Below are 15,328 nucleotides of genomic sequence, written 5' to 3'. Positions count from 1 at the left end.
ATTTCGGTTAACCATGATCTTCTATGTAAAAATAATCATCAGCACAATTAAAAAATCCGATCACAAACGAATTAGCAATTAGTTGTTGTTTTGTTAATATTGCGCTTGTCCATTTAGGTAACCATAATACAATAGCGTTCGGAAAAAAGCGCTCGCAGACATGCAGGACAATACATGTTCACCACCGTGTATCCGGCAAGTATTTATAAAATGTGATTAACAGTCTGGATCAGGCCTGAACAGGATTTTCGGGATCGGGTCTTTGTTTATAGTATAGCATTTGCACATCCGCGATCCGTTGGGTTAAAGGATGTGATTCATTCAAACGGGGTCGTGCAGTTTCTTGCAGAAAAGAAATAAATATTCGTCGAATTGTGCCGTCTGGCAGTCTGCCCTTGTCATACAAGAGCAGCTGCCATTCAGCTGTATTTTCAAAAGGTAACGGTTTGCTTCTTCATGTTACTAATCGCAATTTCTTCAAAGAGTATGTAACTACTTGTCTATACCAAACAACAGGCCTAACCGTACTGTATTGCTCAATGGATTTCTATTCACTTTGTCACCAGTAGGAACGAGATAAGAAAAATTAACCGTTGCCATATTGAACCGAACCCCGGCGCCGGCGGTCACATATTGCCAGTTGCCGTAAGAATAAGATTTGCTGTTGTACCCTATGCGCAGGAACAACTGGTCTTTAAAGCCATACTCGGCACCAAACGCCAATTGCAAAGCACCATTATCAAATGAATCGAACCAGCTGCCTACAACGCTTTTATCGCGGTAAGCGGGCATGGCTTCTGTTGTTTCAGGAATTTTGGGCACCAGTAATTTATCTGCCTGCAACGCAAAGGTCATTTTGTTATCTTCATCCCACACTTCAGTATAAGACGCTCCAATACCCAGACTGGCAGGTAAATAATCCTTATTGTTCGAATCATCGGTATACCCTATCCTGGAACCCAGGTTAGATAATGACAGGCCGGCCCTCCAGCCGCGATCGTTTTCAGTAACGCCATTGTAAAATACAGAAATGTCGGCCGCAATAGCATTACCGGCTTTGTAATTGGTGCCATTCACATTGCCAGTAACGAGTTTGGAAGAAATATACCGCACGGCAGCGCCAATTCCGAATTGATCAGATAAATTTCTGCTGTAGCCGAAATCTAAAGCAAATTCGCGCGGACGAACGGTTTGCAGTTTATTCCCGTTATAATCCACCATCAGAATATCACCTGCATTGAAATAACGCAAAGATGCAGATACGGCCTGTCCTTCATCGAGCTGATGATAACCTGCCAGCGTAGCGAGGTACATGTTATCTGCTACCTCTTTCAACCAGGGCGTATAGGTAGCCGCTATGTCGGACCGTTTTTTGGCAAACGGTATTTTGGCCTGGTTATAGAAAACGCTGTTAGCGTCGGGACTTAAAGCGATGCCTGCATCACCAATACCTCCGCTGCGGGCATCTGGTGAGATACGCAAAAAAGGAACAGCTGTAGTGGTTATATTAATAGTGCTATTTTCCTGCGCATGAAGCGAAAAAGGTCCGCCGGTTAGTAAGGTAAGCAAAACAAAAGCAGCAGATTGAAATGACTTCTTCATCACAAAATGTTTTGGATAATTAATTCGTTGTTTGATTCTCCTTATTTCAGTAAACAGGGGCTTGTAGTTATTGTATGATCAATTTCGTTTTCAGCAACACACCGGCTACAGCCGTCCGCACACTATATATGCCCGGAGCTACATTACCTACAGGCACCTGAAATGTGTTATTCCCTTTGCCGAGCGCCACATTTACATTAACCAGCCGGGTTCCATTCAGGTCGAATAACTGAATAACACCTTTGCCGCCGGTCACTGAAAAGATGTTTACCTGTAACTGACCGGGCCTGCTGATATAAGCGAACATATTATCCTGTACAGCCCCGTGCCCCGGCAGTACAATAACAACACCGTTCAACTGCGCTACCGAATAATTAAGGGCAGCAGCGCCACTTACGATAATGGGATAATTGCCCGGTACCGAATTGGCGGTAGCGGTGGTGGTAACCGTTGGTAAAGCGGTCAATACACCTGCATCTTCATTCTTCACAAATCCGCTATAAGTAATAGTAAGTGCAGGAACAGGTTGGCCTTCATTTTTAGTCAAAGTATCAGCTTTTATGATCAGCCTTGCTTTTTGCACTGTAAGGGTTTGCGATGCGCTGGCAGGTCCCCAAATGGCATTACCACTTTGTGAAGCAGTGATAACGCTGGTACCTGCTGTAAGAATGATGAGTGAATCATTCCTGATAATAGCAACTGCCGGATTACTGCTGCTAAAAGTGACCGGCAAATTGCTGCTGGCCGAAGCATTGAGCCTGAAGTTGGCATCCCCATATTTTTTTTCTGAAAATGCGGTAAATGTAATTGTCTGAACGGCGAGTGGTTCTATTATCAAATCACCTTCAACATAATCAATCGTATAATTTGCAGCTGCTGCGCCGTTTACGGTAATTTTATAAGTACCGGCTGGAGAATTGACAGCTGCAGTGGTAGCTGCCACCGGCTGTGCAGTGAGCACGGCAGGAGTTTCTCCATAAACAAATCCTGAATAAAGTAAAGTAAAGGTTGGGTTGGGCTCTCCCACTTTCCGTGTTTTATTTTCTGCGGTAATTGTCAATTTGCCTCTATTTACTGTAAGCGTAACACTTACGTCGGGAGCTGCGAGCCAGCCACTGTTGCCATCCTGTTTGGCGGTAATAGTAGTAGTTCCAACCCCTTTTATCACGACCCTGCCATTGGCAGTATCGGCTACTGCTGTATTGCTGCTCACATATTTAATGGGTAAACCCGACCCTGCGCGGGCGCCCGGATCAAAAGCAACGTCCCCATAGGTTTTATCAGGAACAGGTGCAAACGTTATGGTTTGCGGTTGCTTCGAAGGCACTATTGTTAACTTGCCCGATATATATTTGAAATCGTAGTTGGCAGCAGCACCACCATCCGGTCTGACCTCGTAGTCACCAGCGGGTGATGACTGGCTGGCTGTAGTAGTGGCAACAGGCTGTGTGCTGAGATCCGCTGCGTCATCACCATTCTTAAATCCTGAATAAGTTACGGTAAGCGCAGGAATGGGATCTCCCTGCAGTACCTGGTGATCATCGGCAGTGACGGTTAGTTCCGCTTTATTAACAGTTAAAACTTCCACTTTCTGGCTGGCCGCGTTAAAGAAATCATCGCCGGGCTGGCTGGCGGTAATGTTGGCATTACCTGCTCCTTTAATGGCAACCAGCATCTGGTTATTTACGGTAACAATTTCGGCTACAGCGGTATTGTCGCTTGCATATGTTAGCGGCAAACCTGCACTAGTTGTTGCGCCCGCATCAAAGTTATCGTCGCCGTATGTTCTGGCAGTTAAAGCATTAAATGTAATGGTTTGATCGGTTTTGAGGTTGGCGCCATCGAGCCGGGCGATTGCTCCATTTAATACAATGACATTTGTTGACCCGCCGTTGGGATTAACTGTACTGGCTTTGCCGCCCCCTTCCACGGGCCACAGGCTATTGGTAGAAATTTTATACCCTGTTTCAACGGCACCGGTTACACTGTACTGGTTGATCCTTTTAATGCCGTTGGGGAGGTTATTGGGAATAATGGTGCCCCATGTCTGGCTCTTATTATTTACATGGTCGACGTAAAAGGACGCAAACCCCAAACCGGAACTGTTATCAATTTCATCGGCTTCTATATAGGTTCCGGATACCGGCTGCGCTCCTATAGGATCAGTAACATCCCAAAGAAACACGAAGTTCCTGGCCGTACCGCCTGTTACCGGTGTGCTGCGTATGGCAGTTCCTTCCGTTGCGCCACTACCAAAATCGATCACTTTTACCGGAATGGTAACGGTAGGGCGATGAACAGGCGAAGATGAACTGGTACCATCATTCAGGATTATGCGGAAATAAATTTCAGTATTAGGCACAAAGATAGAGGCTGCACCAGAACCAGGCTCAGTAATGAACCAGCCGGTGTATGATCCGGAGCCATCGGTGGTAAGTACACCGGCATTATTGCTGACGCTCGACAAGCTTGGAAAAGACGCCCTGAATAAACTGCCATTCGGTTTGATCAGATAATACACGCCTTCGCCATTGCCCTGATCAGTAATCGATGTTACAAACCTGTTGTAGTACCGGTAGGTGGTATTGGCGTTCAACCCGGTAATAGTAACCCTGCATACAAAAGGCACTTTAGCTGAATTGGTACCGCCTCCCTGAACATACCTTGGAAAGATCACAGGTGTAAGGGCAACCTGACCAAAAGAAAGCTGTGTAATGAATAATACAATGATTAGCGTATAAACAGATCTCATTTTAACGACAGTTGTATAGAATTAATAAAGTTTGGTAAGTGATACAGAACCGGCGGAAATACCTGAAAAACTAAAAATGGAGAAATCAGCAATGGCCTCTGCAAACTGGCTGTTATTAACCTCTAATATCAGGTTATCATTAGTATCATATATTCTTAGCTTTGGTTTCCGGTTGTTCCAGCTCCAGAAATAAGGAGAGAATTCCCCTCTTTTCAAAGAAAAGCTGTCAGACGGTATATAGTCCGAGCCTGAAGTGCCGCTGAGACTGTTGTCTACAACAACTTTTACCTTGTCAGGAACTGCAGGTAAGGAATATACAATGGAGATCTTCTTTTTCTCAGCAGGCGGCAGCGGTTCATTTACGGGCGGACCAACCAACACCAGTTTGCCACCGGCAACCGGTTGAAAAAAAGTGATGGTGTTCTTTTCTCCGGCCTTATAATCGATCATTGTATCAGCCATAAGCGTATTGCTGTACTGATCCATTACCCGGAAACGATGGGTAGGGTGTAAGTATTTAACAGGAAACGTGGTGCTTGCATTAGGTGTAGCCAACAAGTCGTTCAGCTGTGTTTCATCAACGGTGAACTGCAGCAACAACGGATCAACCGTTATCGCTTTCAATTCAAGGGTGGTATACCTCGTTTCTTCAATGGCCCGCTCATTCTTTGAGCAACCGGTGATCAATAAGGCGAAGATGATCGATCCTGAAAATGCCATTTTGTTGAATAAATAAATTCGACGCATTACTATATCATTTAAATAAAAATCCTGTTAATCGTTATAGTTTGTAAGTGAGGCTTATGCTGAAACTGGTTCCTTTCTTTACTTTGTAGGTAGCGAAATCAAGCGCTTCATTATAAGCCGATCCCTTGGGGTCGTTATTGTCTTTTTCCGTAGGATGACCACCTCCTTCCGAGTACTTAATATTATTACTGTAATAGATGGTATACTGATTCAATAGGTCAGATATATTGAACCGGAGCTCTGCTTTCTGTTTCATCAGCTGCGTGCTTATTTGTATATCTACTACATCCCGTGGATTTTCATATTGGATGATGCGGGGATTGGTTCCTCCATTTATGATGCGGCGACCGAATCGGTTGTAAGCCACATTAAAGCCCCAGTTCTTCGATTGATAATTCAGGCCGGTGTTAATTATATAAGGCGATAAACCCTGGATAGGCCGGCTGCCATTATCAATATAGCTGGTATCTTTCTGTGTAAACGGACTTTTGGTAACAAGGTATTTTATCTCTCCTTCGAGGTAAGTAGCATTGGCGCTGAAGGTGAGGTTTTGCAACCAGCTGGAAGCCGGCGCTATGAATGATAACGATTTCCTGATCTCCGCTTCCACACCTTTGGCGGTAGCGCTGTACAGGTTCCAGTACTCTACCAGGTTATTGGGGCTTCCGAGAATATAGAAACGCTCTACCGGTTTATCAAAATCCTTGTAGAATATGGATGCAGACAGGATCTCATTACCGCTTGGATAATATTCGACCCTGAAATCATAGTTCTTGATCCGGGTAACCTGTAATGCTTTCTGGCCGGTTACCTGTAACTGCTCCACAAAGTCGAAATACACATAGGGCGACCTTTCTACAAAATCGGGTCTTGCCAGTGTTTTGCTATAGGCCGCCCGGAGATTTAATTTGTCGGTAATGCTGTAGATGACGTTAACGGAAGGCAACCAGTCTTTCTCGGTATACACGGAATCGCTGAATACCGGAAAGCCATCGGTATTGTAGGTTTCGGTAGACATGGTGACCTTGTTATGTTCATACCGCATGCCACCCACCAGTCGCAGGTGCTGTAATATTTTCAGATCAAGCATGGCATACCCGGCTTTAAGAAGTTGCTCGCCGTCATAGCGGTCACCCGTACTTTCCGACCGGATGTAGGTGGGTACATATATCAGGCTCCCATTGGCAATGGCCTCCTGGGTAACGATGGTATAGTAAGGCAGGCCGCGGTGGTTCTTTTCAAAATCTACATCTGTAGAAAGGATCCGCAAACCCGTAGCATCATAGTCAGCTTCCCTTTTCGAATAGGCATAACCGGCTTTAAGAGTCTGTTTTGCTTTTGCCACGGTAAAAGGTATGCTGAAGTTTCCACCATAGTTGATCCTTTTTTCATTAAGTGTAGCCGAATACAATCCGCCCCAGAATAAGTTGCGTTCGCCGAAATTGTACAGGTAGGTATGCCTGCCTGAATCAGCATCGCGGCCAACAAGATAACGTCCGTCTGGTTGTTCGCGTTTCATCGTAATGTAATCGCCATACCAGTCAACCCTCAATTTTGCGTTAAGCAGACTATGCTCTCCCTCTACCCTGCTTTGGATCATCCGGTTGGCCAGGGTGGTTTCGCCGGTGCGGTTCTCAAATCCGGAATTGCTGATCTGATAACCGTAGCGGTCGTCGTACTGATTGCTGTACCTGTTGTTGTACAGGTTTTTCAGGGCCAGTTTATGGCCTTTTGATCTAAAGGCTGCATTCACAATACCGCCGATCGTCGTATTGTAGCGGTTTCTTTGGATATTGTAATCGTAATTCTGCAGACTACGGGCTTCGCCTTCTTCAAACAGCATTTCATTACGATAAGTAATCGCGGCTACTGCACCAACGGTGCTGTTGTCAGAAACTTTTTTGCTTAAACCACCCGATAGCTGGTAGTTCTGCATAGGCCGGTATTGATACTGGTAAGTTTGCCAGCGATTAGGTATCTGTTTGCCGATATTACGCATGGCAGCTGTATCTCTGCTGCCATGATATTTTACATATTGCTGTTGATCGAATACCCTGCCATCGCCAAACCATTTTCTATCTTCATCTATGATGCCTAAAGCGGCTCTTTTATCGCGCTTATGGCTTATAAAATTCTTGCCTGTACTTGAGGTATTAAATCCGGTACCAATGCCAATGTTCAAAAAATTACGAAAGGGTACATCGGTGGTATTGATCTGTACCATACCGCCTGTAAATTCACCAGGCAGATCAGGGGTTGCAGTTTTGTTTACAATTACGTTATCAACGAGTGAACTGGGAACAATGTCAAAACTGAAATTTCTTCTGTTTGGTTCTGTACTGGGCAATGAGGAGCCGTTGATCAACACGTTATTATAGCGGTCGCTTACGCCCCGAATGGTTACAAACCTGTCGCCCTGTACGGTAATACCGCTTACCCTTTTCAATACCTGCGCCGTGTTGTTATCTGCAGTAACGCGGATCTGCTCGGCGCTGATACCATTTGTCATGCCGGCGTTGTTCTTTTGCGTCATCAGTAGTGAACGGGTACTTTCTTTGCGGGCGCCGCTGGTAACCACAACTGCCTGCATTTGTTTGGTAGCTGCCGTAAGCACAACGCTCAGGTCGGTTACTTGTTCTTCCTTTACCACGGCGTCGGTAATTCGGCGCGTCTGAAACCCTACAAATGAAAACTGCAAGGTGTAGTTACCGGGAGGCAGCGATAATATATACTCACCATTAACTGAAGTGGTGGTTGCCTTACCCGACGATTCTACTGTTACGGAAACGCCTGGCATCACTTCATTTTTTTCATTGCGGATAATACCGGTTATCTTACCGGGCTTTGCACTGGCTGGTAAGGAAGGTACCGCTGCCAGCGCCGCGCTGACCTTTACAGCAATGGTATTCCCCAGCAGGTTGAATTCAAGATTGGCGAGGCGTTGCAGGTTATCTAATGCATTGCCGAGTGAGGTATTATTGAAAACAAAAGATCTGATGGGTATCTTTTCTAATTGATCTCGTGTATACGAAAACGTGTAGTTGCTGCGTTTATCCAATTCTTCCACTACGTGCGCAGCAGTAGTGTTCCTTAACTCAATGGAGATCTTTTCCTTTAGGGTGATCACCTGCCCAAATGAAACCAGGCACGAGGTGAAAAAAATGAGGACAGTCTGTATACCGGTTATTTTATTCATATCACAGTCTTGTTCTGAATGGCTTTGTTTACTGAATTAATAATTATAGGATGCTGTTTGCGCCTGCCGGCAGGTTTAGTGTCTAGCTTTCCCGATGATGATCTTCTCCCCTGACCTTCTGTATTGCAGGTCATGCACAAACAGGATATTGCCCAGCACGTTTGGCCACGAGGTATTATGGAAGCTCGCCGTGATGCGTTTGTTTTGAACAAGTGCTGCATCATATTCAATAGGCACCTGATACCTTTGGCTGATACGTTCAATAGCTTCCTGCAACGGAACTTCATTGAATACCAGGTATCCTTTGGTCCATAAGGCCACATTTTCGGCCATTACAGGCATTACCTGCCACGATTGGGTTTGTTTAGAATAACGTACCGCCTGGTTAGGGGAAAGCAAAGTAGTTTGATCGGTAGCGGTATCGTCTAATGCAATCTTACCATGCACCAGGGAAACACGTACTTCCGATGCCAGTGCATAGGCTTCTATGTTAAAAGCTGTACCTAATACACGGGTTCGTAAGCTGCCGGTCTCTACAATGAACGGGATCTTTTGTGATGTTTCAGGTGAAGTGTAAGGGACCACCTCGAAGAAGCCTTCGCCCGATAATTTAACCAGGCGTTCTTTAGTATTGAATTGTTGTGGATCAAATTCGAGCCGCGAATGTGTGTTCAAACATACCTGCGATCCATCAGGCAGGCTGATGCGCCTGATGCCCGGGTGATTGTTTTCGATGACAGTGAGCAGCGGTTTTGAAGCTGGAACATTTACAGCAGAAGGACGGTTAATATACCCTAATATAATAACCGACACAGCCAGTACCAGCCAGCTGGCAGCTACCAGCAAACGACGATAGTTTAGCCCGTGGCGGTTGGGTACAGTCTGGATGCTTGTCACTTGATGGTACATGCGGTCTTTAACCGCATGTAGCTGCCCTGGCGACAATTCCGTTGATCCATCAGACATGTCGAGTTGGGCAACCCAGTGTTGTAGCAGTTCAATTTCTTCGGGGGTGCATTCATTGTTCCTGAACCGTTGAATCAATGCTTCAACGGACATGGGGCTTTGTTTCATACATCATAGTAATAACACGGGCGGCAAATAGTACCATGCCGTGTATATTACCATAATGTTAAGCCATAAAGGTGTTCCAATATTACTTTTTGAGTATCTCTATGTGATGGAGTTCCCGGCAGATAATTGCCTAAGTTGTTGGCCGGGCCTACAGGAAAAAGAATACGTGCACGGCAATCTGCTTCACTGCCCGGCGTAAGCGCTTTGAAGCTATATGCAATTGATTCTTTACCGTTTGTTTTGAAAGGGAAAGATCACCGGCGATCTGCGAAATAGACTGGTCCTGATAGTAGTTGCGGATGAATATCTTTTTCATTTTCTCAGGCATGCCTGTAATTTCTTTTTCTATGGCCTGCTGAATATTCTCCTGCTCCTGTTCCTGCTGCTGTAAGGCATGTGCAGGGTCGGCAACTGATTGATTCGTCAAAAATGTCTCCAGGTTTTTGTAGTGTTTTTCGCGCAGTCCTTTTGACCGGAAATAATTAAAGACCTTATGATATAAACAGGCGACCAGGTATGACCTCACGGCAGCAGCATCATCGGATAATTCAGGCATGGAGCGCCAGATGTCGGCAAACAGGTCGTGCACAAGATCATACGCATCATCGGCTGAGCCTGTTTTTTTACAGGCCAGCTTAAATAATAATTCCCAATGCTGATGATACCATTCGTTAAATAACAGTTCATCAGTATTGGGTGATCCGGTTTTTGGATTAAGTAGTCGGTTCTGCCACATAACTATAACAGAGACGTGCAAATTATATTAACGAATGAAATTGCACTGTTATGAAAATATGAACACATATTAACAAACATGCATTTCAGTTTACCTGGAACATGTGCAACGGTAACAATTATTTTCAGAAATACTTTATTGCTTATTTACAAACACCGGACGTTCGATTTTGACAAAAAGTTACATTAATAGCGGGTGTAATATTAAACTGTCAGTAAAACAATTAGTAAATCATTTTAAACGTACCGATGTCGGATAAAAACTTAACATTGGAAAATAAAATTCCTTTGTAATTTTACAGTAAGATAATATACAGAGGTTAAAGCCAGCTCCCGACACTCCTTCTAACCTCCCATCAAAGATCCGGTTGGTAATAGTTATAATGCCATTCCATCCCAAATTGGAATGAACCGGCATTTCCGTTCCTGATGAAAACCCAACCGTATAATTATAGTTTTTTAAGGAAAACATGCAAGCATAAACACCCTGTCGCACGGCAGGGCAATAAACCTTATTCGTCAACATTAAGAACCTGCAATGCTATGAAAAAGAGTAATGTGGCCTTGGGGATCATATGCACTTTGAACATTATCCTCTTTGTGTACGCTGCTACCGCCAAATTGCTTGACTATTACAATTTTCAATTCGGACTTTCAGAATCGCCCTTTATTGCGCCCTTTGCCAGTGAATTAGCCTGGGGGGTGCCTGTCAGTGAGCTGCTGATTGCCGCTTTTATGGCTATACCGGCATTACGTCTCACCGGCTTGTATGCTTGTTGTGTTGTAATGTCGTTATTTACTATTTATATAGCGGCCATGCTGCTGTTCGGAAGCGAAATCCCGTGTTCTTGCGGCGGAATACTTGAAGAAATGTCGTGGAGCGCACATGTTGTATTCAATAGCGCTTTTGTAGCATTATCTGCCTGGGGTATTTATCTTGAGCGTAAAAAGCGACGAACCCTTCCCAAACTGCCTGCTTTAGCTTAATCATTTCCATTCACACTGTTAATTCCGACTTCATAAAAGGCCATGTTACGTTTCGGACGTAACTACCAGAAACCAAGATTCCTTATCCCGTGACGACTTACCATCGTCGCACAAATTCACCCGATATGCAAAGAGACATTATTGACCGGCTCTCGCGACTCGATCACCTTATTCGCATTAAGGGAACCGGTACACCAGCCCAACTGGCTGAACGGTTAAATCTTTCCGAGAGAAGTATTTATGATTACATCAATTTTATGAAAGGACTTGGTTGTCCGATCAAGTTTGACAGCTACCGCGAAAGTTATTTCTATGAAGAAGAAGGTTTTTTTGTGATTGCCTTTTTTTCAAAGAACAAATTAAAGCCGTTACTGGAAAATTATAATATGGAATTAAATGAATGACGATGCTTTGTGTGAAAGTTTACTGGCCACTGCAGGCAGACTGCAGTGAACGTTCCGAATTTTAATAGTTATGTAATACCAATACGTAAAGGTTAAATGTATGAAAGCAGCAAGTGAAATAACTGTATCACAAAGTGCGGTGGAAACAGAGGTAAAAGGCAAAGCCATTAAAAAGGCCGGAAAACGCATCGGCTACAATTATATTATAGTCAAAAGTTTAAAAGAAAGTCAGAAGAATGATGTTGTCAAATGCCTGTACATAAAGAGCCTTACCAATTTCGGTTTTTGCGTTATTAAAGAGGGTACTTATGGGGATAGTAAAGACAAACATGGCCGTGATATCAAGGATAGGTTGATCTGGCAGCAACAACTGCATGCAGCATTACAGGATAAAGTACGTATGCCAAGGCTGTTGGGGCATTTTGAAGAAAATGGTAATTATTACCTGGTGATGGAGCGCATAAAAGGCAAACCCTTGTATAAAGCCTGCCGCGATAAAAATGGCGAGTTGCGTGATGGGCTACTAACCGGAACCCGTACGGGAATAACCTTTGTCAATTATTTAATTCAGATCGTTGACCTGTTGAATACCCTGCATAAACACCATGTTGTGCACCGTGATGCTACTTCCAATAATTTTATCATTATGCCCAATGGCAAGGTGGCGGTGATAGATATGGAATTAAGTTATTCCCTGCAACAACAGGCGCCGGCGCCGCCATTTCAGTTAGGAACACATGGTTATATGTCGCCGGAGCAACTTAAAACAGAAACGCCTACGATCAAAGAGGATGTATTTTCCGCCGGCGCAGTGTTATTGCAGGTATGGACGGGTATATCGCCATATAAGCTTACAGACACCCAGATTGATGAATTGTATGACAAAGTACATTTTCTTATTCCTGACAAAATTATAGCCGACATGGTGGTGCAATGCCTGCATCCTGATGCCACCAAACGGCCGGCTTTACCACTTGTATATGATGCGTTAGTTCAATATAAAGGTGACCTGCGCAATAAAGTAGAACGACAGGTAATAAAACCGGTTGCTTATACCAGTACGCAAATACAACAAGTAGTAAAACGGGCATTGAATACCCTGACTTCTCCTTTGCTTGCGGATGAAAATAAAGGCTGGTTTTCGGAAGACATGGAAGCTGAACCTAATATTGACAAGAATAAGATCAATAAAGCCTGGTATACCAGTTTCAGCAAAGGGGCTACAGGTGCCATGTATGTGATAAATGTAGCTAATCGCCTGGGGTTCGATATTAGTACTGCCTCAACCCCTATCCATCATGCACTGAATTTGATCGAATCTAAATACATGAAGCGCATTGGGCAGGTTTCAGCCAGTCTGCATTTCGGTTCATCAGGTATTGCCGCTACGCTGGCTTGCGCCATAGCGGATGGACTTATAGAACCTAAAACCATTTATCTGGACTGGATAAATGAATTGCTGAACCGGGAAAACCAGGAACCTGGTTTTATAAATGGCATAGCCGGTCAGGGTATGGCCCATTGGCTATGCCATGACTTTTTACCGCCTGGAACAATGAGAGAGCGACTGAGTAAATATGTTGGCTGGTTGATACAGCATCAACATAAAGATGGTTCGTGGGTATATAAAGAAGTAAAAGGTAAACAAAAGAAAAGGCAGGGATTTGCCAATGGGGCTTCAGGCATCATTTATTTTTTACTGGAATATGCAAAACGTTATAACGACAAAAAAGCCCAGGCAGCTGCACAAGCCGGCTTGCGCTGGTTAATGAAAAAAGCCGTTCACCGGGGCGACAAAATACAATGGCGCACCGACAGGAACAAAGAATTAATGCACTGGTGGAGCGAAGGCACGTCGGGAATCGCCCTCGCTTTTATAAAAGCTTATGAATGTTCGGATAGCCCTACAGATAAGCTACAATATAAACATTATGCCACCGGTGCATTATTAAATCATCCCAAACAGGTGCTGGATAACAACCTGAGCCAGCTGCAGGGATTGAGCGGTTTGGGTGAGGTATATCTGGAAGCTTATAAAGTATTCCAGGAAGCTGAATGGCAGGAAAGAGCCGGTTGGATAGCCCAGGTGATCATGCACCTAAAGAAAGATCATCCGCAGTTTGGTCCTTACTGGCTTGTACAGCATGAACGACAACCCACTTCGGAATTTATGACGGGAAACAGCGGGGTGATTCACTTTTTATTGCGATATTGTTATCCGGACGGCATTAGAATGCCGTTGTTATAAAAGTTCATTTTTAAATATAAACCTATTCCTATTTTGTGAACTACGCTAAAGTGTTGGATGCAGCCCTGCAATTATTTCCCCGGAAGATCAGGGTGACCTGTATTGATGGTATAACAGGGAACCAGATCGGGACATATAAGATCGGATTGTCGCAATTGCCGCCTTCATTTAATAAACCGGTTTCATTAACGATAGACGGGCGGGAATGGCGGGTAATTAAGGCCCATCCTGCCGGGGCAGATGATATTTCAATATTTAGAAAATTGACCCTTCATGTGCTGGGTAAGGATCAGTTGCAACAGGTGTCATTAGGCCATAACGTACCCACCCGCCATGCCGCCAGCGCCCACCCTACTACCACGCCTTTCTTTCAACAATTTACATTGGATATAACGGCTGATGAATGGCTGCAGTTGGAGTTTCTGCCAATATCGGCGATGCCAGAGATCCAGGAGGAAATGGCACTTATAGATCCCATTCTTTTGGCTGAAGGCGATAGAAACCCCTTAATGGGTTATGGGAGTATCCATATCCGCCAGTTGACTGCCCAACTGGGAGCCGACATCCCATTTGACGCTTTTTGCGCAGCCATCCCCATAAGTAAAAAGGGCAATGTCCGGCTCGATGGCAACGACTATGTTGAGAATGGGTTTGCCCTGCAGTCGGACAATTATACATATTACGGTACGCTTGTTAATAACCGAATTACCCATTTAAGCCTGCTGGCTATTGATGGCATCGATGACGAATTTGCCCAGGTAGCCACTACCTGGAACCTGCTGCTGGTAGATTGGTGCAAAGCCAGCATCACGATGGCTGGCAGCGATTAGAAAATGCTGCGGACTTTACGTAATAAATTTGCCTGATTTCAAAAATCCTTTTAATTTACACGGCCAGAAAAGTAGCACTTCCACCAACAGATACTTTGGAAGTTTTATACACGATGCTCCGATTAGTAAGCCAACTGCCACTATTGGCTTAACCTATTAAATGTATTGAACAGCATGGCAAAAAAGAAACGCATTGCTGCAAAAAGGAACGTTCCCGCGAAGAAGAAGGCAACAGCTACCAAAAAGAATGTCGCCGTTAAAAAGAAAAAGACTACGAAAAAACTGCCCGCTTCAGCCAGGAGAGCCACCCAACGGCTGGTGATACATACTAATGATATCACGAAGATCCTTGGCATTAATATACGTACAGCCCAGCGGTTATTACAAACGATCCGCGAAGAACTGGGCCGGAAGAAGAAAGATTATGTTTCGATAAGAGAGTTCGCGCAGTATGTACACCTCGAAGAAGAGGAGGTAAAGCAAAACCTGAGCGCAGAAGTGCTGGCCTGACGGATATGACGGTTTTTTATTATTGGAAGACGTCTTATGACGTTCTATACACGTTTATTTCCTGGAACTCTTGAAAGTACCGTTCCGAGGAGTAAGACAATATGTTAGTATTTGATTTACCGTTGAAAAGGCGGTTACATCCACAGCTTTGATATGTTCTAGCTAGTATTTGATCCGACAGTTTGAGGATTTTTTCTTTTTAGTTTTATAGGGTCAGGATATATTTTATGCTGCAGGTGGGAC

The 15,328-nt window shown here is 44.4% G+C and carries 11 protein-coding genes; 5 read left to right on the top strand and 6 right to left on the bottom strand.

Annotated features, from left to right (window positions below):
- Positions 1–492: 492 nt before the first annotated feature.
- From porV to JUB15_RS16035, 6 genes are all read right to left on the bottom strand, one after another.
- Entirely contained in the window at positions 493–1,602 is a 1,110-nt protein-coding gene (porV, locus tag JUB15_RS16060) for a type IX secretion system outer membrane channel protein PorV (protein WP_207513518.1), read from the bottom strand.
- A 67-nt stretch (positions 1,603–1,669) separates the two neighbouring features.
- Positions 1,670–4,354 carry an MBG domain-containing protein gene (locus tag JUB15_RS16055; RefSeq protein ID WP_207513517.1) on the bottom strand — a complete coding sequence of 895 codons (2,685 nt, stop codon included), beginning with the start codon at positions 4,352–4,354 and terminating at the stop codon, positions 1,670–1,672.
- Positions 4,355–4,375: 21 nt separating this feature from the next.
- The gene (locus JUB15_RS16050) at positions 4,376–5,101 is read right to left on the bottom strand and encodes a hypothetical protein (protein WP_207513516.1); all 726 of its coding nucleotides are present in this window, start codon (positions 5,099–5,101) and stop codon (positions 4,376–4,378) included.
- Between the two features lie 34 nt (positions 5,102–5,135).
- Positions 5,136–8,297 carry a TonB-dependent receptor gene (locus JUB15_RS16045; RefSeq protein ID WP_207513515.1) on the bottom strand — a complete coding sequence of 1,054 codons (3,162 nt, stop codon included), beginning with the start codon at positions 8,295–8,297 and terminating at the stop codon, positions 5,136–5,138.
- Between the two features lie 75 nt (positions 8,298–8,372).
- Positions 8,373–9,371, bottom strand: a complete 999-nt coding sequence (locus tag JUB15_RS16040; protein ID WP_207513514.1) for a FecR family protein — start codon at positions 9,369–9,371, stop codon at positions 8,373–8,375.
- A 148-nt stretch (positions 9,372–9,519) separates the two neighbouring features.
- Entirely contained in the window at positions 9,520–10,107 is a 588-nt protein-coding gene (locus tag JUB15_RS16035) for an RNA polymerase sigma factor (protein ID WP_207513513.1), read from the bottom strand.
- Between the two features lie 542 nt (positions 10,108–10,649).
- Here JUB15_RS16035 and JUB15_RS16030 point away from each other — a divergent pair.
- The 5 genes from JUB15_RS16030 (at position 10,650) to JUB15_RS16010 (ending at position 15,085) form a co-directional block, all read left to right on the top strand.
- The gene (locus JUB15_RS16030; RefSeq protein ID WP_207513512.1) at positions 10,650–11,093 is read left to right on the top strand and encodes a MauE/DoxX family redox-associated membrane protein; all 444 of its coding nucleotides are present in this window, start codon (positions 10,650–10,652) and stop codon (positions 11,091–11,093) included.
- Between the two features lie 125 nt (positions 11,094–11,218).
- A complete protein-coding gene (locus JUB15_RS16025; protein WP_207513511.1) occupies positions 11,219–11,497 on the top strand; it encodes an HTH domain-containing protein in 279 nt (92 codons plus the stop codon).
- 100 nt (positions 11,498–11,597) lie between these two features.
- Complete coding sequence (locus JUB15_RS16020; protein ID WP_207513510.1) at positions 11,598–13,745, top strand: protein kinase/lanthionine synthetase C family protein; 2,148 nt, start codon at positions 11,598–11,600, stop codon at positions 13,743–13,745.
- Positions 13,746–13,780: 35 nt separating this feature from the next.
- Positions 13,781–14,575: a hypothetical protein gene (locus tag JUB15_RS16015; protein ID WP_207513509.1), complete on the top strand. Its 795-nt coding sequence runs from the start codon at positions 13,781–13,783 to the stop codon at positions 14,573–14,575.
- Between the two features lie 174 nt (positions 14,576–14,749).
- Positions 14,750–15,085, top strand: a complete 336-nt coding sequence (locus tag JUB15_RS16010) for a hypothetical protein (RefSeq protein WP_207513508.1) — start codon at positions 14,750–14,752, stop codon at positions 15,083–15,085.
- The last annotated feature ends 243 nt before the right edge of the window (positions 15,086–15,328 follow it).

The organism is Longitalea luteola (assembly GCF_017356035.1).
Classification (GTDB): domain Bacteria; phylum Bacteroidota; class Bacteroidia; order Chitinophagales; family Chitinophagaceae; genus Niastella; species Niastella luteola.
This window is presented reverse-complemented; position numbering and strand designations above follow the sequence as displayed.